At 56.9% G+C, this 23,104-nt stretch carries 23 protein-coding genes; 11 read left to right on the top strand and 12 right to left on the bottom strand.

Annotated elements, in window-relative coordinates; genetic code table 11:
• Positions 1-246: 246 nt before the first annotated feature.
• The 3 genes from KHU33_RS20530 to KHU33_RS20520 all read right to left on the bottom strand — a co-directional run bounded on the left by KHU33_RS20530 (position 247) and on the right by KHU33_RS20520 (position 3,297).
• A complete protein-coding gene (locus KHU33_RS20530) occupies positions 247-1,587 on the bottom strand; it encodes a DEAD/DEAH box helicase (protein ID WP_211466330.1) in 1,341 nt (446 codons plus the stop codon).
• A 269-nt stretch (positions 1,588-1,856) separates the two neighbouring features.
• Positions 1,857-2,324 carry a VOC family protein gene (locus KHU33_RS20525; protein WP_211466328.1) on the bottom strand — a complete coding sequence of 156 codons (468 nt, stop codon included), beginning with the start codon at positions 2,322-2,324 and terminating at the stop codon, positions 1,857-1,859.
• A 169-nt stretch (positions 2,325-2,493) separates the two neighbouring features.
• Positions 2,494-3,297: an inositol monophosphatase family protein gene (locus KHU33_RS20520; RefSeq protein ID WP_211466326.1), complete on the bottom strand. Its 804-nt coding sequence runs from the start codon at positions 3,295-3,297 to the stop codon at positions 2,494-2,496.
• 153 nt (positions 3,298-3,450) lie between these two features.
• Here KHU33_RS20520 and KHU33_RS20515 point away from each other — a divergent pair, with 153 nt between their 5' ends.
• Positions 3,451-4,227 (top strand): RNA methyltransferase, encoded by a 777-nt coding sequence (locus KHU33_RS20515; RefSeq protein ID WP_211466324.1) that lies wholly within the window; start codon positions 3,451-3,453, stop codon positions 4,225-4,227.
• A 31-nt stretch (positions 4,228-4,258) separates the two neighbouring features.
• On the opposite strand, the gene lexA is transcribed toward KHU33_RS20515, so the two are convergent.
• On the bottom strand, positions 4,259-4,909 hold the full coding sequence (gene lexA / locus KHU33_RS20510; protein ID WP_211466322.1) for a transcriptional repressor LexA: 651 nt from the start codon (positions 4,907-4,909) through the stop codon (positions 4,259-4,261).
• 303 nt (positions 4,910-5,212) lie between these two features.
• On the opposite strand from lexA, the gene rpsF reads away from it, so the two are divergent.
• The 7 genes from rpsF to KHU33_RS20475 all read left to right on the top strand — a co-directional run bounded on the left by rpsF (position 5,213) and on the right by KHU33_RS20475 (position 10,107).
• Positions 5,213-5,581 (top strand): 30S ribosomal protein S6, encoded by a 369-nt coding sequence (gene rpsF / locus KHU33_RS20505; protein WP_038488331.1) that lies wholly within the window; start codon positions 5,213-5,215, stop codon positions 5,579-5,581.
• Between the two features lie 109 nt (positions 5,582-5,690).
• Positions 5,691-5,948 (top strand): primosomal replication protein N, encoded by a 258-nt coding sequence (gene priB, locus KHU33_RS20500; RefSeq protein ID WP_230414440.1) that lies wholly within the window; start codon positions 5,691-5,693, stop codon positions 5,946-5,948.
• A gap of 23 nt (positions 5,949-5,971) precedes the next feature.
• Positions 5,972-6,256: a 30S ribosomal protein S18 gene (rpsR, locus tag KHU33_RS20495; protein WP_014006464.1), complete on the top strand. Its 285-nt coding sequence runs from the start codon at positions 5,972-5,974 to the stop codon at positions 6,254-6,256.
• A gap of 26 nt (positions 6,257-6,282) precedes the next feature.
• The gene (rplI, locus tag KHU33_RS20490; protein ID WP_211466318.1) at positions 6,283-6,735 is read left to right on the top strand and encodes a 50S ribosomal protein L9; all 453 of its coding nucleotides are present in this window, start codon (positions 6,283-6,285) and stop codon (positions 6,733-6,735) included.
• A 119-nt stretch (positions 6,736-6,854) separates the two neighbouring features.
• Complete coding sequence (locus tag KHU33_RS20485; RefSeq protein WP_211466316.1) at positions 6,855-8,243, top strand: replicative DNA helicase; 1,389 nt, start codon at positions 6,855-6,857, stop codon at positions 8,241-8,243.
• 151 nt (positions 8,244-8,394) lie between these two features.
• Positions 8,395-9,021, top strand: coding sequence for a DUF47 domain-containing protein (locus KHU33_RS20480; RefSeq protein ID WP_211466314.1), 627 nt, complete (start codon positions 8,395-8,397; stop codon positions 9,019-9,021).
• A gap of 75 nt (positions 9,022-9,096) precedes the next feature.
• Positions 9,097-10,107, top strand: a complete 1,011-nt coding sequence (locus KHU33_RS20475) for an inorganic phosphate transporter (RefSeq protein ID WP_211466312.1) — start codon at positions 9,097-9,099, stop codon at positions 10,105-10,107.
• A gap of 87 nt (positions 10,108-10,194) precedes the next feature.
• Here the strand turns inward: KHU33_RS20475 and KHU33_RS20470 are convergent, their stop codons facing one another.
• From KHU33_RS20470 to KHU33_RS20445, 6 genes are all read right to left on the bottom strand, one after another.
• Positions 10,195-11,772: a DHA2 family efflux MFS transporter permease subunit gene (locus tag KHU33_RS20470; protein ID WP_329956097.1), complete on the bottom strand. Its 1,578-nt coding sequence runs from the start codon at positions 11,770-11,772 to the stop codon at positions 10,195-10,197.
• An 81-nt stretch (positions 11,773-11,853) separates the two neighbouring features.
• The gene (locus KHU33_RS20465) at positions 11,854-13,077 is read right to left on the bottom strand and encodes an HlyD family secretion protein (RefSeq protein WP_230414438.1); all 1,224 of its coding nucleotides are present in this window, start codon (positions 13,075-13,077) and stop codon (positions 11,854-11,856) included.
• 47 nt (positions 13,078-13,124) lie between these two features.
• On the bottom strand, positions 13,125-14,642 hold the full coding sequence (locus KHU33_RS20460; RefSeq protein WP_230414437.1) for an efflux transporter outer membrane subunit: 1,518 nt from the start codon (positions 14,640-14,642) through the stop codon (positions 13,125-13,127).
• 115 nt (positions 14,643-14,757) lie between these two features.
• Positions 14,758-15,231 carry a MarR family winged helix-turn-helix transcriptional regulator gene (locus KHU33_RS20455; protein ID WP_211466308.1) on the bottom strand — a complete coding sequence of 158 codons (474 nt, stop codon included), beginning with the start codon at positions 15,229-15,231 and terminating at the stop codon, positions 14,758-14,760.
• A 107-nt stretch (positions 15,232-15,338) separates the two neighbouring features.
• Complete coding sequence (locus KHU33_RS20450) at positions 15,339-16,769, bottom strand: sensor histidine kinase (protein WP_211466306.1); 1,431 nt, start codon at positions 16,767-16,769, stop codon at positions 15,339-15,341.
• Positions 16,766-17,440: a response regulator gene (locus KHU33_RS20445; RefSeq protein ID WP_211466304.1), complete on the bottom strand. Its 675-nt coding sequence runs from the start codon at positions 17,438-17,440 to the stop codon at positions 16,766-16,768. The genes KHU33_RS20450 and KHU33_RS20445 overlap by 4 nt, the downstream gene beginning before the upstream one ends.
• A gap of 175 nt (positions 17,441-17,615) precedes the next feature.
• On the opposite strand from KHU33_RS20445, the gene KHU33_RS20440 reads away from it, so the two are divergent.
• The 3 genes from KHU33_RS20440 (at position 17,616) to KHU33_RS20430 (ending at position 20,525) form a co-directional block, all read left to right on the top strand.
• Complete coding sequence (locus KHU33_RS20440; RefSeq protein WP_211466302.1) at positions 17,616-18,632, top strand: ABC transporter substrate-binding protein; 1,017 nt, start codon at positions 17,616-17,618, stop codon at positions 18,630-18,632.
• Between the two features lie 130 nt (positions 18,633-18,762).
• Positions 18,763-19,599: an ABC transporter ATP-binding protein gene (locus KHU33_RS20435; protein WP_230414436.1), complete on the top strand. Its 837-nt coding sequence runs from the start codon at positions 18,763-18,765 to the stop codon at positions 19,597-19,599.
• A gap of 71 nt (positions 19,600-19,670) precedes the next feature.
• Complete coding sequence (locus tag KHU33_RS20430) at positions 19,671-20,525, top strand: ABC transporter permease (protein WP_211466299.1); 855 nt, start codon at positions 19,671-19,673, stop codon at positions 20,523-20,525.
• A 74-nt stretch (positions 20,526-20,599) separates the two neighbouring features.
• On the opposite strand, the gene KHU33_RS20425 is transcribed toward KHU33_RS20430, so the two are convergent.
• Positions 20,600-21,334: a metallophosphoesterase family protein gene (locus KHU33_RS20425; RefSeq protein ID WP_211466297.1), complete on the bottom strand. Its 735-nt coding sequence runs from the start codon at positions 21,332-21,334 to the stop codon at positions 20,600-20,602.
• A 140-nt stretch (positions 21,335-21,474) separates the two neighbouring features.
• Positions 21,475-23,052, bottom strand: a complete 1,578-nt coding sequence (locus KHU33_RS20420) for a PhoH family protein (protein WP_407928304.1) — start codon at positions 23,050-23,052, stop codon at positions 21,475-21,477.
• Between the last annotated feature and the right edge of the window lie 52 nt (positions 23,053-23,104).

The following is a 23,104-nucleotide window of genomic DNA, read 5'->3' as shown; positions in this document are numbered from 1 at the left end:
TTCACGATTTTTTTGGGGGGGGATTCGGCGCACGCGGCCAAGGTGTATCCAATGAGTTGCATGAAGACGCCTAGATCCGTTGTGGATCGCGTTCATGGCTGGGAAATACTGTGGGACGGCAGCGTGCCGGTGAGGGCGCTTTAGACGGCCGCGTCGGCGCTATTTGTGCTGCAGATATTTTGTGGCGATGCCGGTTGATCCGGCATCGCACTGGTTCCAGCGTGGCCCAGTTCGGCTTAGCTTGATTTAGCGACCGCGTCCGCCCGAGCGACGTGGGGTAGCAGGACGTGCTTGTGCGCCGGTGCCGCCGCCATGGCCGCGCGATGGTCCCTGGCTTGGTTTGGAGCCGGGAGCTGCGCCTTGTGAACGTCCGCGTCCGCCGCCACCGCCGCCACGATTGCCGCCGCCACCGCTACGCAATTGTATCGGCTGAGCGCGCGCATTTGGATCCGGCTCAAAACCGGCAACCACTTCTTTCGGCAATTCGCGCTTGATCAGTTTCTCGATGTCTTTCAACATCTGATGTTCATCCACGCACACCAGCGATACCGCTTCGCCGGTGGCGCCGGCGCGGCCGGTGCGGCCGATCCGGTGGACGTAGTCTTCCGGCACATTAGGCAGGTCATAGTTGACCACATGCGGCAGTTGATCGATATCGATGCCGCGCGCTGCGATGTCAGTCGCTACCAGTACCTGCAGACTGCCGTCCTTGAACTCGGCCAGCGCGCGGGTGCGTGCCGACTGGCTCTTGTTGCCGTGGATTGCCATGCCGCTGATGCCGTCTTTTTCCAGCTGCTCGACCAGCTTGTTGGCGCCGTGCTTGGTGCGGGTAAACACCAGCACTTGCGACCATTGATGGGCCTTGATCAAGTGCGCCAGCAGCGGGTGCTTGCGGTCGCGGTCGACCGGGTGAATCTTTTGCTGGATCACTTCGACTGTGGAGTTGCGGCGCGCCACTTCGATCATGGCCGGCGAGTCCAGCAAATTGTCGGCGAGGATCTTGATCTCGTCGGAGAAGGTGGCCGAGAACAGCAGGTTCTGACGCTTCTTCGGCAGCACCGCGAGAATCTTCTTGATATCGCGGATAAAACCCATGTCCAGCATGCGGTCGGCTTCGTCCAGGATCAGGATTTCCACGTGATTCAGGTTGACGGTGCCTTGCTGCATATGGTCCAGCAGACGGCCTGGGGTGCACACCAGGATATCGACGCCATGCTTGAGCAGCTTGATTTGCGGATTGATGCCGACGCCACCGAAAATCACGGCCGAGGTCAGCTTCAGATACTTGCCGTACAGGCGCACGCTTTCTTCGACTTGCGCCGCCAGTTCGCGCGTCGGCGTCAACACCAGCGCGCGGATCGGGCGTTGGCTGCCGGTCGGGTTGGTGGCCGATGTCGACAAGCGATGCAGCACAGGCAAGGTGAAGCCGGCGGTCTTGCCGGTGCCGGTCTGGGCGCCGGCCAGCAAATCGCCGCCGGCCAGCACTGCAGGGATAGCCTGGGTCTGGATCGGGGTAGGGGTGGTGTATCCGTGTTCGGTTACGGCACGAACGATGGCTTCGGACAAGCCGAGTTCAGAAAAAGACATGACAACTCAATAGAAGAATATCGGCCTGTCGCCCATGATGAGGCGCCAGTCGCAGGCAAACGGATTAGAGGAGATTGGAGTCGTTTCGACTCCTTGGCAGCAGCATTTGACTGGAGAATGTGCTGTGTCGCCGCAGAGTATAACAACTGCGCGCTACAGGCAAGCAATTCCGCCGTCTTGCAGGCCGGCGCGCCATAAAATTACAGTTGGCGATCCGTCCGGGGAATGGGGCGGATCGCAATGTTGCGAATGTGTCCGGCAATCGTCGATTAGCCGGATTGTTTCATGGCGGCAGCGGCGCGCTCGCGTAGTTCTTCCACTGAATAGTCAGCGATATGCGTGGCTATGGTCCAGACGTGGCCGAACGGATCTTTCAGAGTGCCGGAGCGATCGCCATAAAACTGGTCTTGCAGTGGCCGCAGCTCCGTGCCGCCGGCAGCAATTGCCTGCGGGTAAAGCACGTTCACATTGTCTACGTAGAGCATGATGCTGACGCCGGCTCCTCCCAGCTTTTTCGGGCTGTGGATTTCCATCTCAGGGAATGCGTCGGCCAGCATGATGTGAGAATTGCCGATTTTAATTTCTGCGTGCCCGATTCGTTGATCCGGACCTTCCATGCGAAATATTTCTACCGCATTGAAGGCTTTTTTATAAAACGCGATGGCGTCGGCGGCGCCGTCGATAACGAGATAGGGAGTGACGGTAGAGTAACCGTCGGGAATTGGTTTGACTGCCATATTCTTCTCCTGCGAGTTGAGGGATAATGGTCGTTGGATTTATTCAATTGCGCTGTTGCGCATGCATTGTAGTCGCTCGACCGCGCAGTTGATATGACAAAAGCAGCAGCGTTTTGCATATTTCCCGGGCAGGGAGGGGGCTTCCTCGCGTCCCGGGAAATTCTGTATTTTATTTCTTGGCGAACGGCGACAGCAGGCCAACCATTTGTGCAAAAACCTTCGGGCTGCCGGCCAGTACGTCGCCCTTATATAAATAATCGGACTCGCCTGTGAAATCACCGACAATCCCGCCCGATTCGCTGATCAGCAGGGAGCCTGCAGCGATATCCCAGGGCTTCAAGCCTTTTTCAAAGAAGCCGTCAAGGCGGCCTGCGGCGACATATGCCAGATCGAGTGCGGCGGCGCCAGGGCGGCGCAGACCGGCGCAGCTTTGCGTCATGATGCGGAACATTTTCATGTATTCATCCATCGCCGGACCTTCGGTTTCGCGGAAGGGGAAACCGGTGCCGATCAGGGCGTCGGCGATCTTGTCGCGTCTGCCGACGCGAATCCGCTTGTCGTTCAGATAGGCGCCGGAGCCCTTGGTGGCGGTGAACAAATCGTTGCGGGTCGGGTCATAGACTACGGCCTGGGTGATCTGGCCGCGGTGTTGCAATGCGATCGATACGCAGTATTGCGGGAAACCGTGGATGAAATTGGTGGTGCCATCGAGCGGATCGATGATCCAGACGTTTTCATTGTCGTCGTGCAGGTTGGCGGAAGCGCCCGATTCCTCGGCCAGGATGCCGTGGTCGGGGTAGGCATTCTTCAATACATCAATGATCGCTGCTTCTGCGGCCTGGTCGACTTCGGTGACAAAATCGTTATGCTGTTTTTTTGTTACTTTCAGCAGATCGAGGTCGAAAGAGGCGCGCGAGATAACCTTGGCGCCGTTACGGGCGGCCTTGATGGCCGTATTGAGCATTGGATGCATGATCGGGTTCCGTTAAAATGGCGGCACTGTGCCAACCGGGAACAGAACCACCTATTTGATGAATAATAATGAACGATGCGGACGTCCCAGATGAATATTTTGATAAATAAGCAGCTTTTAGTCGAAGAAATCCGCAGAATGGCGCTATTTTAAATGAAGCCGGCAAAAACCAACACGTCTCTTTTCAATCGGCTGCGCTTTGTGCTGGTCGAAACCAGCAGCCCAGGCAACGTCGGCGCGGCTGCCCGCGCTATCAAAACCATGGGATTTTCTGAGCTGATCCTGGTGAATCCGCGTTTCCCCGATGTGTTGCAGCGTGACGAAGCTATTGCGTTTGCCAGCGGCGCGCAGGACATTCTGGCGGCGGCGCGGATTGTCGACAGCGTGGAACAGGCCTTGGACGGTTGCAACTTCGCTGCGGCTTTGAGTGCTCGTTTGCGTGAATTTTCACCGCCTTTGACCGCACCGCGTGCCTTGGCCGCTCAGCTTGCCGGCGATGCCAGCCTGAATGCGGCAGTGCTGTTCGGCAGCGAGCGTTATGGCTTGCCCAACGAGATTGTCGAAAAATGCAATGTGCTGTTGAATATTCCCGCCAATCCAGAGTATTCATCGCTGAATCTGGCGCAGGCGGTACAAGTGCTGGCTTATGAATGCAGGGTTGCTGCCAGTGGGGATTTGTCGCCGCCGCCTGGCAGCGAGATCGGTTTCCAGGGCAATGCCGCCAGCCTGGCCGATATTGAAGGCATGTTTGCGCATCTCGAAAAAGCCCTGGTAGAGATTGAGTTTCTCGATCCGGCCAGTCCCAAAAAGCTGATGCCACGCCTCAAACGCTTGTTTGCGCGCGCCCAGCTGGAAACTGAAGAGGTGAATATCCTGCGCGGAATTGCCAGTCAGATCTTGACCAAGCGGCGCCGCCTCGATCGTTCCTGAATTTTGACTGAATCTGGCTGAATTTGGCGCATCAGCTCCAACTGCGCAGCAGGCCGACCGCCAATCCTTCCAGCGCAAAATCCTCTTGTTGGGATGTCACGATGATAGGTTCAAAATCCGGGTTTTCCGGCAGCAGCTGAATCACGGAGCCGGATTTTTGATAACGCTTGACCGTGACATCGTCACCCAGGCGGGCTACCACTATCTGGCCGTTTCTGGCGCTGTCGGTTTTTTTGACCGCTAGCAAATCGCCCTCCAGGATGCCGGCGTCACGCATCGACATGCCGCGCACTTTCAGCAAATAATCCGGCTTGGCGCTGAACAGGGCGGGGTCGACGTTGTAGGTGGCCTGGATATGCTCTTGCGCCAGGATCGGCGATCCTGCGGCGACCCGCCCGACCAGCGGCAGGCTGAGTTGCATCAGGGCCGGGTGCGGCAGCGCCAGTTGCGTGCCCTGGCTGCGGACGCTGCTTTCGGTAAGGCGGATTCCGCGCGAAGTGCCGGGCGCGATCACGATGGCGCCTTTGCGCGCCAGCGCCTGCAAATGTTCTTCCGCCGCATTGGCGGAGCGAAAACCAAGCTCTGCCGCTATTTCAGCGCGTGTGGGCGGGAAGCCGGTATTTTCGATGGCGTCCTTGATCAGATCGAGGATTTGTTGTTGACGGGCGGTCAATTTGATCATGGCGTGGTGTCGGCGTAGAGGTGCAAGGAAAAGCAGCAAAGACTTCGCTGGTGCGTCTGGTCAGTGCTGTGCATAACAACAGTCTGTATTTTTGTACAGTATTTGTGCAAATGCAAGACAATTTGATGCAATTAGGCCACTCCTTAGCAGCTCCTTTGCACTTTCCTGCATCCGGGCTAGGCCTAAGCACCTGAAAGCGTTGAGTTTTGTCGCAATTGCTAGTATTATTGCTGGTTTTCCTCTTCCCACACTCGTCTTGACGCCGAGGTGGGCGATTTTTCAATCCGTCCAAAAGGAGCTTACATGCGTCATTATGAAATCGTATTTATCGTCCATCCAGATCAAAGCGAGCAAGTGCCTGCAATGATCGAGCGCTACAAAGGTATCGTCACCACTCGTGGCGGCACCGTACATCGCGTGGAAGACTGGGGCCGCCGCCAACTGGCATACCTGATCCAGAAACTGGCTAAAGCACATTACGTCTGCCTCAATATCGAGTGCGACAGCGAAACTCTGGCTGAAATCGAAACCGGCTTCAAGTTCAATGATGCAGTATTGCGTCATCTGACCGTTAAGCTGAAGAAGGCTGAAACTGGTCCTTCGCCAATGATGAAGGCTGTGCAGAAGGAAGATGCTGCCAAGAGCCATCGTACCGAAGCGCCGGCAGCCTAATTTTACTGGCCGTCTATCAGCATTCATTACGTAACCAACGAGTTCATCAGGAGTGGATCAACCCAATAACGTGTTTCAACTGGTTGCCGAAGTTGCCGAACGTGAAGTCATGCGTTACACGCCGGCTGGCATCCCGATCGTATCTGCGATGTTGCAGCACCGGTCGGAACCGATTGAAGCAGGCATCAAGCGTTTGATTGAATTCGAAATTGCCGCGCTAGCCGTCGGCGAGATTTCGGGAAGATTCAGCAAGGCGCCGTTGGGCGGGACGTTCTGGTTTACGGGATTCATGGCACGCAAGAGTCGCAATGGTAGAAGCCTGGTATTTCACATCACGGATTTCGCTGCAATAGATATTGCAGATTAATTATTTAGATACAGGAGCCAAAAATGGCATTCGGTAAAAAGTTCGATAAAAGCAAACTGAAAAACAAGCGTCAACAACAAAACCCGCTGTTCAAGCGCAAGAAATTCTGCCGTTTCACCGCTGCTCACGTAGCTAGCGTTGATTACAAAGATATCGACACGCTGAAGGATTTTGTTCAAGAAAACGGCAAGATCATGCCAGCACGTCTGACCGGCACCAAGGCAATCTATCAACGTCAAGTGGACACCGCGATCAAACGCGCGCGTTTCCTGGCGCTGCTGCCATACACCGATCTGCACAACGCTTAATTGACGACTTGGAATAGGAGAAAAATATGCAAGTCATTCTGTTGGAAAAAGTCGTTAATCTCGGCAATCTGGGTGAAGTTGTTCGCGTCAAGGACGGTTACGCACGTAATTTCCTGATTCCACAACGTATGGCACGTCGTGCTACAACTACTGCTATCGCTGAATTCGAAGCGAAACGTGCAGATCTGGAAAAAGCTGCTGCCGCCAAGCTGGCTGCCGCTCAAGTCCAGGGCGAGAAGCTGAACGGCCTGACCGTGCAGATCTCGCAAAAAGCGGGTGTTGACGGCCGTTTGTTCGGTTCCGTGACTAACTTCGATATCGCTGAAGCGCTGACCAAGCAAGGTTTCGCAGTTGAAAAATCGCAGGTTCGCTTGCCTATCGGCCCGCTGAAGACTACTGGCGAACACGCTGTCGCAGTTGCTCTGCACACCGACGTCGTAGTTGACATCGTTATCGCTGTGATCGGCGAGCACGTTTAATACGCTGCTGGCAAATAGTTGTTGTAGTAGTAAAAAGCCGGGTTTTCCCGGCTTTTTTTATATCCTTTTTTTGGGCGGCGGTGGCAAGACAGATATCAGAAGCAGGTATAATTCGCGCCATGAAAGCACCGTCCGATCCACAGTTAGACTCCCTCCGCGTACCACCCCATTCAATCGAAGCAGAGCAATCCGTTCTAGGCGGATTGCTGCTGGATAATGCGGCGTGGGACAAGATCGCCGACTTTGTGAACGCCGACGATTTCTATCGTTACGACCATCGCATCATTTTCCAGCACATGGTGAAGCTGATCAACGGCAGCAAACCAGCTGACGTGATCACTGTCTATGAGTCGCTGAGCGGCACCGGCAAGGCGGAAGAGGTCGGCGGCCTGAGCTACCTCAATGCGCTCGCTCAAAACACCCCATCCGCCGCCAATATCCGTCGCTATGCAGAGATCGTGCGCGACCGCGGCGTATTGCGCAAGCTGATTACCGTCGCCGATGAAATTTCCGGCCAGGCTTTCAGCCCGCAGGGTAAGGAAGTCAAGCAGATGCTGGACGAGGCTGAGTCCAAAATTTTCGCGATTGCCGAGGAAGGTGCGCGCGGCGCCCAGGGTTTCCAGGAAATCCAGCCTTTGCTGACGCAAGTGGTGGAGCGCATCGACGAGCTCTACAACCGCGACAACCAGAGCGACATCACCGGCGTATCGACCGGCTTCATCGATCTCGACAAGATGACTTCCGGTTTGCAAAAGGGCGACCTGGTCATCGTTGCCGGACGGCCGTCCATGGGTAAGACCGCATTCTCGGTGAATATCGGTGAAAACGTCGCGCTCGACAGCGGTTTGCCGGTGGCGATTTTTTCGATGGAAATGGGCGGCGCCCAGCTCGCCATGCGTATGCTGGGTTCGGTCGGCAAGCTCGATCAGCACCGCTTGCGTACCGGCCGCCTGAACGATGAAGACTGGCCGCGCCTGACCCATGCGATCCAGAAGATGAATGATGCCCAGCTGTTCATCGACGAAACCCCAGCCCTGAGTTCGATCGAATTGCGCGCACGCGCACGCCGCCTGTCGCGCCAGTGCGGCACGCTGGGCTTGATCATCATCGATTACTTGCAGCTGATGTCGGCCAACAATGCGGGTGAAAACCGGGCTACCGAAATTTCTGAAATCTCGCGTAACTTGAAGGGCTTGGCGAAAGAGCTGCAATGCCCGGTGATCGCACTGTCGCAGTTGAATCGTTCGCTGGAACAACGCCCCAATAAACGCCCCGTAATGTCCGACTTGCGCGAATCCGGCGCTATCGAACAGGATGCTGACGTCATCCTGTTTATTTATCGCGACGAGGTGTATAACCCCGATTCGCAAGAAAAGGGCACCGCCGAGATCATCATCGGCAAGCAGCGTAACGGTCCGATCGGCAGTGTGCGGCTGAGTTTCCTCGGCCAGTACACCAAATTCGACAATTACGTTGGTAATTTGGATGCGCCATACGGCGGCGATTGATTTCCGTTGCAATCACGCAAAATCTGCAAAAGCTATTTAGCAACGTTCGCGCGAGCCTGATATATTTCAGTTCCGTGACATTTGTTTGCTTTAAATCAAGATAGCCGGTAAATAAATAGATTCAGCTTAACCCTCAGAAGAGAGAATAAACATGTTTGGACGATTGATGCCCACCGAGGGCAAATTCTTTGAGCTCTTTAACCAGCACGCAGAACTATGCGTCAAGGGCGCCAAGGAAATGGTGGCGTTGATGACTAATTTCGACGATCTGGAAATTCGCGTGCATGCGATCGAAGGCATAGAGAAGCAGGCCGATCAGATCACCCACCATGCGATCGACATGCTGCACAAGACGTTTATTACACCTATCGATCGCGACGACATCCATCAGCTGATCACGCGCATGGATGACATTCTGGATTTGCTGGAAGATGCGGCACAGACCATTTCCCTGTACGACATCAAGGCGATTACACCGGAAGCCAAACGCCTGGCCGAGCTGTGCCTGGGCTGCGCGGAGAAGGTCAAGGCAGCGGTGGGCCTGCTGCACAACATGGATAACTCGCGTGAAATCCTGGCCATCTGCGTCGAGATCGACCGCCTGGAGTCGGATGCCGACCATGTGATGCGCGCCGCCATGTCGAAACTGTTCCGCGATGAGCCGGACGTGCGCACCCTGATCAAGCTGAAAGCCATTTACGAGCTGCTGGAAACGGTCACCGACCGTTGTGAAGATGTGGCCAATATCATCGAAGGCATCATCGTCGAGAATGCCTGATGCAGAGTAGGGCGGTGGCGGCCGGTGGTCGCTGTCGCATCGATGCAATCTTAAAAAAAACGACTCTGGCTACTCATGCACACTCTTCAAATCAGTATTTACGTTCTCGCCTTCCTTATTGCACTAGCGCTGGTATTCGACTTCATGAACGGCTTTCATGACGCTGCCAACGCTATTGCTACCGTGGTTTCCACCGGTGTCCTGAAGCCGCAACAGGCAGTTGCCATGGCGGCGCTGTTCAACTTCATCGCGATTGCGGTATTCCAGCTGCACGTTGCCGCCACGGTCGGCAAGGGCACCATCGATCCCAACGTGGTCGATCATTACGTCGTCTTCGGCGCCTTGGTGGGCGCTATCTGCTGGAATATCCTGACCTGGTACTACGGCATCCCGTCTTCCTCCTCGCACGCCTTGATCGGCGGCTTGGTCGGCGCTGCGGTGGCCAAGGCCGGCACCGGCTCGCTGATCTCGGCGGGTTTGATCAAGACCATTGCGTTTATCGTCTTGTCGCCGCTGCTGGGTTTCGTCTTCGGTTCCATCATGATGGTGCTGGTGTCGTGGATTTTCGTGCGTTCGACGCCGCGCAAGGTCGACAAATGGTTCCGTCGCTTGCAGCTGTTGTCGGCGTCGATGTATAGCCTGGGCCACGGCGGCAACGATGCGCAAAAGACTATCGGCATCATCTGGATGCTGTTGATTGCTACCGGCTTCTCGCAACAGACCGATGCGCTGCCGCCGTGGTGGGTGATTATTTCCTGCTATAGCGCGATCAGCCTGGGTACCTTGTTCGGCGGCTGGCGCATCGTCAAGACCATGGGCCAGAAAATCACCAAATTGAAACCGGTAGGTGGTTTTTGCGCCGAAACCGGCGGCGCAATCACCTTGTTCCTGGCTACCATGCTCGGTGTTCCAGTCTCGACCACCCACACCATCACCGGCGCCATCGTCGGCGTCGGCGCGGCACGCCGGATCTCTGCAGTGCGTTGGGGAGTGGCGGGGAATATCGTCTGGGCCTGGGTGTTGACGATTCCGGCGTCGGCTTTCATGGCAGCGATTGCCTGGTGGATCGGTAAGCACATCTTGTAAACAGGTTTGCAAGAAAGCCAGAAGGGCGATGCAGCGTGATTGCGCATCGCCCTTTTTTTCAACATTGCCTGAAGACTATCTCGCGCTTTAGTGAGCACCGCCAGCGTCAACCGGCACGCTGGAACGTTGCGGCTTGGTCAGCCATACCAGTGCAATCAGTATCATGAACAATACCGCCGACATCCAGAATATGTCGGTGGCGCCCTGGGTCGCGGCTTTTACCGTAATCAGGCGCTCGATAGTGGCCCAGGCGGCCGGCTCCGGCATGCCTTGGGCGGTGAGATTATTTACCGCATCGGTAAATGCCGGGCTATGCGGGCCGCTGAATTCGGTCAGCTGCGAATGATGCAAGGATGTGCGCCGGTCCCACAATGTGCTGGTGATCGAAGTGCCCATGCCGCCGAACATGATCCGCACGAAGTTGGACAGGCCGGCCGCCGACGGGATCTTTTCCGGCGGCTGGCCTGACAGGATGATCGAGGTCAGCGGAATGAAGAACATGGCCATCGCTGCACCCTGGATCACGGTAGGAATCATCAGGGTGAAAGTGTCGACGTTTTCGGTGAATTGCGAACGCATGTAAAACACCACGGCAAAGACCAGGAACGCGGTGCTGGCAACCCAGCGCGCATCGATCTTGGGCAGGATCTTGCCGATGAACGGCGACAGGATGATGGCAAAGATCCCGACCGGCGCCATCACTTCACCGGCCAGCGTTGCAGTATAGCCAAGCGTGGTTTGCAGCCACAGGGGCAGGATCACCAGGCCGCCGAACATCAGGCCGTAGCCGACCGAGATCGCGATCACGCCGCCGCTGAAGTTGCGGCTTTTGAACAGGGTCAGGTCAACTACCGGGTGATCGTCGCCGAGCTCCCAGATGACGAAGTAAATAAAGGCGACCAGCGCCACCGCACCCAATATCACAATGGTCGAGGAATTGAACCAGTCGAGTTCCTTGCCCTTGTCCAGCATGATCTGCAGCGAGCCGACCCAGATCACCAGCAAGCCAAGGCCGACTTTATCGATCGGCAGCTTATATACCGCCGACTCGCGCTTGTGATAGATCGACCAAGTGGCCCAGGCAGCAAACACGCCAACCGGGATATTGATATAGAAAATCCAGGGCCAGGTGTAATTGTCCGAGATCCAGCCGCCCAGCAGCGGCCCCATGACCGGCGCCACCAGTGTGGTCATGCCCCAGAACGCGAGGGCCATGCCGCTCTTGGCTGGGGTATAGCTGGATAGCAGCAAGGACTGCGACAGAGGAATCATCGGCCCTGCGACCGCGCCTTGCAGCACCCGCGCCGCAATCAGCACTTCCATGCTGGGAGCCAGGCCGCACAGTATCGACGACAGCACGAACAGGATGATCGATGTGACAAACAGGCGGACCTGGCCGAAGCGCTGGGTCAGCCAGCCGGTGAGCGGCACCGAGATTGCATTGGCGACGGCAAACGAAGTGATGACCCAGGTGCCTTGTTGCGGCGACACGCCCAGATCGCCGGAGATGGCAGGGATCGAGACGTTGGCAATCGAAGAATCGAGCACGTTCATGAACACGGCTAGCGACAACGCGACCGTGCCCATGACTAGCTTGCCGCCAGTCAGCGGCGGCAGTGGTTGCGATGGCGGCCGCGCCGGCATCGCTGGTTGTGGGGAACTCATGAAGGCATTCCGGTAAGGGTTCGCATAGCGGACGCCGCCACCGTCACGACGGCGGCGTCCGGCAGGGCAGGCTGCCGCAGCTTAATGTGCAGCAGCTGCATTGTCATTGGCGGCGATGATGCTGGCGATACGCTGATCGGCTTCCTGGCCGCTCTTATCGAAAACGTCGGTGGTGTAGGCTGGCGCAGTACGCGCAGTGCCTGCGGTCAGCGAAGTGCCTTCGGTTTGGGCGATGTCGACACTGACGTCCATCGACACGCCGATGCGCAGCGGATGGCTTTCCAGATCCTTAGGATCGAGCGAAATCCGCACTGGAATCCGCTGCACGATCTTGATCCAGTTACCGCTGGCGTTTTGCGCCGGCAGCAGCGCGAAAGCGGAGCCGGTGCCGGCCGCCAGGCCAACCACCTTGCCGTGGTATTCGATCTTGGAACCGTACAGATCGGATTTCAAGGTAACCGGCTGGCCGATGCGCATATTGTTGATCTGCACTTCCTTGAAGTTGGCGTCAACCCACAGTGCATTCAGCGGCACGATCGACAGCAGCGGAGTACCGGCGGCGACGCGCTGGCCGACCTGCACCGAACGCTTGGCGACATAGCCGGTGGTTGGCGCCAGCAAGGTGGTGCGCGCCAGATTGATATAGGCATTGCGCACCTGGGCAGCGGCATTTTGCACGGTTGGATGCTGTTCGACCGTGGTACGGTCGGTCAATACCCGGTTCGACGCCAGTTGTTCGCGGGCGGCTTGCAACGCCGCTTTCGCACCTTGCTCAGCTACTTTAGCGTGATCCAGTTCTTCCTTGGATACGGCCCCGGTGCTGATCAATTGCTGGCGGCGCACCAGGTCGGAACTGGCGCGTTCCAGTTCAGAGCTGCGGGCAGCGACGTTGGACACCAGGGTGCCGTTGTTGACGAACAGCGTGCGGACCTGGCGCACGGTTTGCGCCAGCTGGGCTTCCGCCTGCTCCAGCGCTACCTTGGCGTCGGCCTTGTCCAGTTCCACCAGCGGTTTGCCGGCTTGCACCAGTTCGGTATCGTCGGTATTGATCGCCAATACCGTGCCGCCCACCTGTGGCGTCAGTTGCACCACGTTGCCGCCGACATACGCGTCGTCGGTGCCTTCGTAATGGCGGGCATAGATGAACCACCAGATGCCATAGGCGATCAGGACAATGATAAGGGCGATAGTGACGCCGATCAGCAAGCTGCGGCGTTTGCCGTTGCCATTGGCGGCGACTGCTGCCGGAGCAGCGGCTGCTGCAGCGGCGGATGGATCTTGTGGAGTTTGATTTGGTGTGGTCATGATGCGGGTTTCGCAATAAGTGAACGGTTTATTTAGAGAATCAATGATCAGTTTGCGGCGCTTGCTTGCGGACCGGCAGTATTTGCGCTTGCCTCGGCCGGGTTGAGCCCCTCGGCCGCGGCATCGAAACCACCGCCCAGCGACTTGATCAGGTTGACCCGCAGATCGGCTCTGCGAGCGCGCACGTCGAGTTCAAGTTTACGTTGCGCCAGCCAGGAAATCTGGGTGCTCACCACTTGCAGCATGTTGCCGGTGCCGACCTGTTGCCGTTGCTCAGCCAGTTTCATGCCGCGCTCGGCAGCGTCGACCGCAGCCTGTTGATTCTTGTCTTGGGTTTCCGCCGCATGCAGCGATTGCACGCTATCCGCCACTTCATGAAAGGCGTCGTTGAGCGCCTGGTTGTAGGTTGCCACCGCGCCGTCATAGGCCGCAACCTGGCCTTTGAGTTGAGCGCGCAGGGCGCCGCCCTCAAAGATAGGCAGATGGATGGCCGGCCCGGCGCCGACTACCCGGCTGCTGCTGGTCAGGAATTTCGAAAAGCCAAGGCTGGAAAAGCCGATCATCGCCGACAAATTGACGTTCGGATAGAACTCGGTCTTGGCGACCTTGATATCGCTTTGCGCAGCTTCGACTTGCCAACGCGCCGCGACCACGTCCGGACGGCGTCCCAGCAAGCCAAGCGGCAACTGGTCCGGCAGCGCTATGGCGCTTTCGGCTGGCAGCGCAGGCTGGGCAATGCTCAAACCGCGATCCGGACCTTTACCCATCAGCGCGGCGATTTGATTGCGGGTCAGCGCAATCGCTTCCTGCCATTGCGCTTGTTCGGCGCGCAGGGCGGCCACTTGCTGCCGGCTTTGCTGGTTGTCGCTTTGGGTATCGAGGCCGGCAGCGAAGCGTTGCCGCGTCAGTTGGTCCAGCTTATCGCGCAGCGCCAGCTGCTGATTAGTCAGATCCAGCTGCGCATATTGACGTCCCAGTTGCAACCAGGCTTTCGAGATGGCGGCGGTCAAAGCCAGGCGCGCCGCATAGTGTTCGGCTTCTGCAGCTTTGCTTTGCGAGATGGCAGAGCTTAGCTGGGCGCTGTGCTTGCCCCAGAAATCCAGGTCGTAAGTAAAATTCAGTGCGGTTTCATAATCCGTCACATACATGCCGCCGAACGGCGGCGGGTAGATGCTGTTCTCGGTGAAGCGCTGGCGGGTGGCCGACAGGCTGGCGCCGACTTGCGGTTTGCTGGTCGCTCCAGCCGCTTCCACCATGGCACGCGCCGCTGCTATGCGGGCGGCGGCGGCTTGCAGATTGGGATTGCCGGCCAGCGCTTCATCGACCAGCTGTTGTAGCTGGCTGCCGCCCATGCCGCTTACCCAGGAACTGCTTGGCCAGCTGCCGCCTTGTCCCTGCAGGGACGATGCCGATGCGTAGTCGTCCGGATTGTTGGAACGGGCAGTACTGTGGATTCCGCTGAAGTTGGCGCAGGCCGCCAGCAATAGTACGGCGGCGCCGATGGCAAGGCGCTGGGTGCCGAGTTGCGGCAGGCGGCGTCGGGCTGGGGAAGAATGTGGGTTCATGTCGGTGTTGATTTGACGGATTGGTTTAGCGGCCACGGATAGAATGATTACAGGAACGACTACTGGGGATAGCTGCTTGTTTAAAGGTAATATTGAGTAAATAAATCTTGCATAGTCAATGTGTTTTCTCGGGCGGCGAATTACTTGCCAGTAAGCGCCTGAGCATCGATTTCAGGAAACCGATTTCTTCCGCGCTGAACTCGGAGAAATGTTTGTTCAGTACGCTGCAAAACGCTTGCGGCACCAGCTTCGACAATTCCACGCCATCCGCCGTCAAGTGCAATTTCATCAAACGCCTGTCCTGCGCGCATGGTTCACGCTTGATCAGATTGCGTGCCACCAGCCGGTCGACCATGCGCTTGGTAGACGCAGCATCGGTATAGGTCTCGCGTGCCAGATCGGCCGCCGTGGAATATTTTCCTGTAGACAACATCAGGATGATAGCGCCTTGCGCATGGGTAATCCCGTATGGCATCAGCGATTCGTCGGAGCTTTTGACCAGCATGGCGCGCGAACGCGCCAGCAAGTAGCCGATGCTTTCTTCAATCTGGTAAGTATCCAGAGTGAATAATGGGGGCGGGTTGCTCACGATTTTCTCAGCTTATTTTTTCAACTTTATTGCGTAAATATTCATTGCCTAGGCAAGAATATACTGCAAAATAAAATTTGTTGCTGGCGACACTCTAGAAGTGTTGTTCAGATCTTGGCGATGGTTTTTTCATCCGGGCCACAGACACCATTCGCTGCATAGGCGGGTAATTGCAGCAATACGGTCAGGCCGCGCTGCTGCTCGCCGGCGCTCAAGGTCACTGCGCCTTGCGTCGCAATCACGATTTCCTTGACGATGGCAAGACCGAGACCGGTGCCGTCTTGTCCTGGCGCCGCATTGCGGAAAAAGCGTTCGAACACGCGGTCGCGCACTTCGGCCGGAATCCCCGGGCCGTTGTCGCTGACGCTGATCTCGATTTGTTCGTTATTGGCGGCGATGGCTACCGTCACTTTGCCGTTCACGGGGGTATAGCGGATGGCGTTGTCGACCAGGTTCATCATCATGGCGGTGAACAAAGCCTCGTTTCCCATCACCCATGCGTGCTGTATTTTTGTCTCAAGTCCGAGATCGATATTCTTGCGCTGCGCCAGATCGACAATCTCTTCCAGCACCGCGGCCGAGACCGCCAGCAAGTCCACCGGCTGCCTGAGAAAAGCGGTGGTGTTGGATGCTTCAGCCTGCGATAACAGCAGCAATTTGTTGGTCAGCTCGGTCATGTTGCGGCTGCTTTCCTGCATCGCTTGCAGCACCTGTAGGGCTTCGGCGCGCCTGCTTTCATCGCTCAGGCGGCGCGCAAACTGGATTTGCGAATCGAGCAAGGTCAAGGGCGTGCGCAACTGATGGGCGGCGTCGGCGATAAAGCGTTTTTGCGCCGACACCTGCGTATTCAGGCGCTGAATGGTTTGGTTGATGGCTTCAACGATAGGCCGCAGTTCCAGTTGCAGCTGGCCCGCCTTGATCGGCGACAACGAGGTTGTGTCGCGCGTCGCCAGCTGGTCTTTCAGATGCATCAGCGGCCGCAGTTCCATGCTCAGGCCAATTACCACCAGGGCCACCGCCAACAGCAACATGGCGATCTGACGGTGCAAGGAAGGGCGCCACAGATCGGCCAGCATCTGGTCGCGAGCGTGTCTGGTCTGGCCGACCAGGATGGCGATCTTGTGCAATTGGCCGGCGTTGTACAGCGTGCGAACCTGGCTCACCACGCGCAGCATCTGGCCATGGTAATCGATGGTGCTGAATGCCGGCGCGCTCAGCGGGAAGCGCAGCGCCTGCGGAAAATCGGGGCGGCCGGCCAGCAAACTGTCGTGATCGGTAATCACCTGGTAATACACCTGGTCCTGCTCCGGCGAGACTAGCAATTCCAGCGCCGCCGGCGGCACGCTGGCGTGCGGTACGCCGTCCAGCCACTGGATCTCGCCGGCGATCACCTGGGCCGACGCCAGCAGCGCATGATCCTGAATCAGATCTGCAGTCTGGCGCGCGCTGCGATATGACAGCATGGCGCTGATGGCGACAAATACTGTCAGCGGGATCAGCAACCACAACAACAGGCGCAGGCGCAGGCTGATGATCAATTGACGTCTTTCTGCTTGAGTAAATAACCAAGTCCGCGCAAGGTCATGATGGCTGCCTGGGAGTGCTCCAGCTTCTTGCGCAGGCGGTGGATATAGATTTCAATCGCGTCGGCGCTGGGTTCGTCATCGAGCCCGAATACGCCATCCATCAAGGCGCTCTTGGAGACGGTTTTGCCTTGTTTCAGCATCAGGATTTCGAGTACGTCATGTTCGCGCCCGGGCAGCGCCAGCAACTGGCCGGCGATCGAGAATTGCCGGGTGTTGCTGTCATAGCGCAGATCGGCGCAATGCATTTCCGCTGCCTTGTCAGGTGTCTGACGGCGGATCAGGGCCTTGATCCGGGCTACCAGTTCGCGCACTTCGAAGGGCTTGACCAGATAGTCGTCGGCGCCGGCGCCGAGGCAATCGACTTTTTCGTCTATCGAACCGCTGGCGGTGAGAATCATCACCGGCACATTGTTATGGCGCTCGCGCAGCCGCCGCAAGACGCTCTTGCCGTTCATTTTCGGCAGTTGCAAGTCGAGCAAGACGACATCGTAGTTTTCGCTTTGCAGCAAACGATCGGCGGCTTCGCCGTCGGTGGCGACGTCGAGGGTGAACTTATCCTCTTTCAGGATCTTGCTCAGCCATAGTGCAAGCGGAGGATTATCTTCAATCAGGAGTAATTTCATGGATGCGGTATGGTTTTGGACGCTGCATGGTTATGTTGCACTGCAAGCTAAATAACACGAATTTGGAAAGCTGGTTGAAAGTTTATGCATCCTAGAATACGCTCAAGACTGGAACATTGGCATCCCAACCTGCGGATCCGGTCATTATCCCAAAAAAACAAATGGAGACAACACAATGCATACCCTCATCCGCGGTTCCCTGCTTTCTGCTGCACTGTTGAGCGCCGGCGTACTTGGCGCTAACCAGGCCATAGCAGCCGACTCAGGAAAAATCACCATCATGGTCGGCGGCATTACCAAGATGATCTATCTGCCGGCCAAGTTGACTGAGCAACTCGGTTACTTCAAGGAAGAGGGACTCGATGTCGAACTGCAATCGCAACCGGCTGGCGTGGATGCGGAAAATGAATTGCTGGCCGGCGCAGTGCAAGCCGTAGTCGGTTTTTACGACCATTCCATCGATTTGCAAAGCAAGGGCAAGGAAGTTACGGCGATTACGGTTTTCGGCCAGGTGCCGGGCGAAGTGGAAGTAGTATCGACCAAGGCTGCCGCCACCATCAAGAGCATGGCTGACGTCAAGGGCAAAACACTGGGTGTAACAGGTCTCGGCTCATCGACCAATTTCCTGACGCAGTATCTGGCGGCCAAGAACGGCATCACTTCCAATCAATATTCGGTATTGCCGGTGGGCGCCGATAACACCTTCATCGTAGCCATCAAGCAAGGACGCATCGACGCCGGCATGACGACTGAACCGACCGTGTCGCAGTTGCTGAAAACCGGCGAGGCTTCGGTGCTGGTCGATATGCGTACTGTCGAGGGTACGGTCAAGGCGCTGGGCGGCTTGTATCCGGCATCCAGCCTGTATGTTCAGCGTCCATGGCTGAACACGCATAAAGCGGAAGCTACCAAGCTGGCGCGTGCCTTCGTCAAGACGCTCAAATTCATCAACACCCATAGCGCTGCTGAAATCGCCGACAAGATGCCGAAGGATTATTACGGCAATGACAAGCCTATGTATGTACAGGCCTTGCAAAACTCCCTGCCGATGTTTTCATCTGACGGAAAAATGCCCCCCGGCGGCCCAGAAACCGTGCTGCAGGTTTTGTCCGGCTTCAATCCGAACGTCAAGGGCAAGCATATCGATCTTGCTAAAACCTATACCAACGAGTTTGTCAGTCAAGCCAAGTAAGACTGACGCTTAAGACTGACGCTTATTATCAAATGTGCAGAACGGAAGCGCGCCGCGCTTTCCGGTGGGTAGACTCGTCTCAAGCAAGCACTTCTGCACGACTCCGGTCTGTACAGCAAAGGAAATCAAAATGACTCAAGCAACATACGCCTCGCCTGCGGCATCCTCGCCGGCGCCTCAGGTTTTGCGGGACACGCCCGCCATCGAGCTGCGCAATGTTTCGTGCCGCTTCATTTCTCCCGACGGCAAAGCCACCGTGGCTTTGCGCGATTTCACCATGAGCGTGGCGCGTGGCGAGTTTGTTGCGGTAGTGGGGCCAACCGGCTGCGGCAAATCGACCACGCTGAGCATGATCACCGGCCTGCTCAAGCCGACCGTGGGCGAGGTACGCATCATGGGCGAGCCGGTCAACGGCATCGATCCGCGCATCGGCTTTGTATTCCAGAACGATGCGGTATTCCCTTGGCGCAGCGTGCTCCACAACGTGGCGGCCGGACCGCTGTTTCGCGGCAAGCCGAAAGACGCAGCCTATGCCTTGGCTGAAGAATGGATACGCCGGGTCGGCCTCGACAAGTTCAGCAATCATTATCCGCATCAATTGTCCGGCGGCATGCGCAAGCGGGTTGCTCTGGCGCAGACGTTTATCAATAGCCCCGAGATTTTGCTGATGGATGAACCGTTCAGCGCGCTCGACATGCAGACCCGCGTCCTGATGCAAGACGAGCTGCTGCAATTGTGGTCGTCGCAAGCCGGTTCGGTGGTATTCGTCACGCACGATCTGGAAGAGGCGATTGCGCTGGCCGACAAGGTCTACGTGCTGACCGCGCGTCCGGCAACTTTGAAGAGCGTGTATGAGATCGACCTGCCGCGGCCGCGGGTGATGTCGGAAGTGCGTTATGAACAGCGCTTCGTCGATATCTCGCGCCAGATCTGGGCCGACCTGCGCGAAGAAGTACACATTAGCTAATCTTTGGCTTTATCTATTTACATACCATCGCAGCTGCCGTCACGGCATCAGCGGGAGGAAAAAGGCAATATATGACTCAAGTACATGCAATCGACAAACTCAGCGCTGCCAGCCTGGCCACTGTCGAACAAGAGGCGCAACGAAAAATCAAGCAACGCTACTGGCTGGTGATTTCCTTGCGCGTCGCCATCCTGATTTTCACTCTGGGCGGCTGGGAACTGGCAGCCAGGCTGCAATGGATAGACCCGTTCTTCTTTTCGCAACCGTCGCTGATCGTGGTGCAGATCTATGACTGGATCATGGAAGGCACTTCGCAAGGGCCGTTATGGACCCAGGTGCTGGTGACCCTGGAAGAAACCGTGCTGGGCTTCCTGATCGGCTCGGTGGCTGGCGTCATCTGCGGTATTTTGCTGGGCCGTAATAAATTGCTGTCCGATGTCTTCAGCATTTATATCCAGGTTGCCAATTCGATTCCACGGGTGGTGCTGGGTTCGATTTTCGTGATCGCGCTGGGCCTGGGCATGGCGTCCAAAGTGGCGCTGGCAGTGGTAATGGTGTTCTTCGTGGTGTTCGGCAATGCTTTCCAAGGGGTGCGCGAAGCGGACCGTTACATGATTGCCAACGCCCAGATCCTTGGCGCATCGCCGCGGCAGGTCACCATGTCGGTAGTGATTCCTTCCGCGCTGAGCTGGATTCTGGCAAGTCTGCATGTCAGCTTCGGTTTCGCCCTGGTGGGTGCGGTGGTGGGCGAGTTCCTCGGCTCCAAGCAAGGCATCGGCTTGCTGATCTCGACTGCCCAAGGCGCTTTCAACGCCAGCGGCGTGTTTGCTGCGATGATCGTGCTGGCGGTGGTGGCTCTGGCCGCGGATTATTTACTGACTACCTTGGAAAAACGTTTGTTGAAATGGCGTCCTGCGGCATTCTAGTTGTTAACTGAATCATTAGGGTCTTAAGGTTGCGGCGCATTGAAAAATGCGCCGTTTTTTTATTTTCGGCCGGTTTATATTCTTCCTGTCGACAGCCATCTCGCCCAATCGCTACTGCCGTTCTTTAGCGCCGTGGCGGCCGCCTTGTGATGGTCGTAGCTGATATTCAGGTGGCTGACATTCCAGCCGTCAGCGACTTTTTCACAAATCGCATAGCGGGCATGCGGACTGCCGTTTTCGATGGCGTGGAAGTAGGGCTGGTCATCGTCATAGGCTTGCAAGCCGACACTGCCCGGGTTGACTACCAGGCGTTGGCCGGATATCGCGTGGGCTCGCGGCTTATGCGTATGGCCGCAGATAATCAGGCTATGCGTGACGCCCGCGGCATGGACTTCAATCTCAGCAGGCGCGGCCATGCGGCAGCCATGCTGATCGACTTGTTCCAGGAAATAATGCAAGTCGCTGGCAGGCGTGCCGTGGCACATGAAAACCTCGTCGGAGATGGCCAGGGTGCCAGGCAATCCTTTGAGCCAGTCGCGCTGGGTCTGGCTTGTGTGCTCAAACGCAAACTGATCGGCGGGCTGTCCGGTTTTATGTTCGCAGGCCAGCAGCTGGCGCTCGTGGTTGCCGCGAATGGTTGGCAATTGCAGCGGCATCAATAAATCTGCGGTGGCAGCCGGCTCCAGCGGGCCGGACAAGATATCGCCGGCATTGACGATCAAATCCACGCCTTGTTTTTTGATGTCCGCCAGAACGGCTTGCAGCGCCCAGATATTGGCGTGAATGTCGGAAAGAATGGCGAGTTTCATAGTCTGCTTTGCTTCACGGAAGATGAGGGAATATCACATCATCAAATAAAAACGGGTGTTATTCAATGAAAATTGAATAACACCCGTTCAGCCATCCGGATAGCGCATCGCTGCGCCGTCCCGCTTGCTTTTACGCGATCTTACAGCACATCGCTGGCATGATCTGCCAGACGCGAACGTTCGCCGCGCGCCAGCGTCACATGGCCGCTGTGCGACCAGCCCTTGAAACGATCGACTACATACGTCAGGCCGCTTGAGCCCTCGGTCAGGTAAGGCGTATCGATCTGGGCGATATTGCCGAGGCAGATGATCTTGGTGCCAGGGCCGGCACGGGTGACCAGCGTTTTGATTTGCTTCGGCGTCAGGTTTTGCGCTTCGTCGATGATCAGGAACTTGTTGACGAAAGTACGGCCGCGCATGAAGTTGAGCGACTTGATCTTGATGCGTGAACGAATCAGATCCTGGGTGGCGGCGCGGCCCCATTCGCCGGCGTCGGAATCGGATTTGTTAAGCACTTCCAGATTGTCGTCGAAGGCGCCCATCCACGGCCCCATTTTCTCTTCTTCGGTACCCGGCAGGAAACCGATGTCTTCACCGACGGGCACCGTGACGCGGGTCACGATGATTTCGTTGTAGGTTTTGGTTTCCAGCACCTGGGCCAGTCCTGCCGCCAGCGCCAGCAAGGTTTTGCCGGTACCGGCCTGACCCAGCAAGGTGACGAAATCGCAGTCCGGATTCATCAGCAGATTCAGCGCAAAATTCTGTTCGCGATTACGCGCGGTAATGCCCCACACGCTGTTCTTGGCGTGGCCGTAATCGCGCAATGTCTGCAGCACTGCCGTCTTGCCGTTGATCTGGGTGACTTCTCCGTAGAACGCAGGCTCGCCGTTTTTCGGTTCAATGAAAACGAACTGATTGACCAGCAAGGACGGTACCAGCGGTCCGCTCAGGCGATAAAAGGTATAGCCGGTGCCATGCTTGTTTTCTTGCCAGGATTCGATGCCCTTGCCGTGCTTGATCCAGAAATCGTCCGGCAGTTGCTGAATGCCCGAATACAGGAGATCGGTGTCTTCCAGCACATGGTCGTTGAAGTAGTCTTCCGCCGGCAGACCCATGGCCCGCGCCTTGATGCGCATGTTGATGTCTTTCGACACCAGCACCACCGCACGGCCCGGGGTCTCGGCTTCCAGTCCGCGCACCACGCCGAGAATCTGGTTGTCGGCTTTACCTACCGGCAAACCTTCAGGCAGATCGGCATTTTGCAATTTGGTCTGGAAGAACAGGCGTCCCTTGGCGTCCTTGTTGCCGAGCTTCGACAACGGGATGCCATGGTCGATCTGATCGTCGACTACATCGCCCACCAGCGCATCCAGCGAACGCGATACCTGGCGTGCGTTACGCGCGACTTCCGACATGCCTTTCTTGTGGTTGTCCAGTTCCTCCAGCGTCACCATCGGCAGATAGATGTCGTGTTCTTCAAAGCGGAACAGAGAGGTTGGATCGTGCATCAGCACATTGGTGTCGAGGACGAACAATTTGGCCACGCCGGATTTGTCGGCGGCGCGGCTGATGCCCGACTTCGGACGGAGATGGCCTTCAGGCGGCTTTGTGGGTTTGTCGGCAACGGCACGCGAATTTTCCGCCGGGGCCTTGTCGGTTTTACGGTTTTCTGTCGTTTTGTTGCGTGCTTGTGGTGCAACTTGCTTGTTACGGGTAATCGGTTCAACAATGGCGATACGTGGTTTGACGGCTTTGCCGGCTTCCGCTTTT

Source organism: Collimonas silvisoli (genome assembly GCF_018305005.1).
GTDB lineage: Bacteria > Pseudomonadota > Gammaproteobacteria > Burkholderiales > Burkholderiaceae_D > Collimonas > Collimonas silvisoli.
The sequence above is the reverse complement of the archived record's forward strand: the minus strand, read 5'-3'. Positions and strand labels throughout refer to the sequence as shown.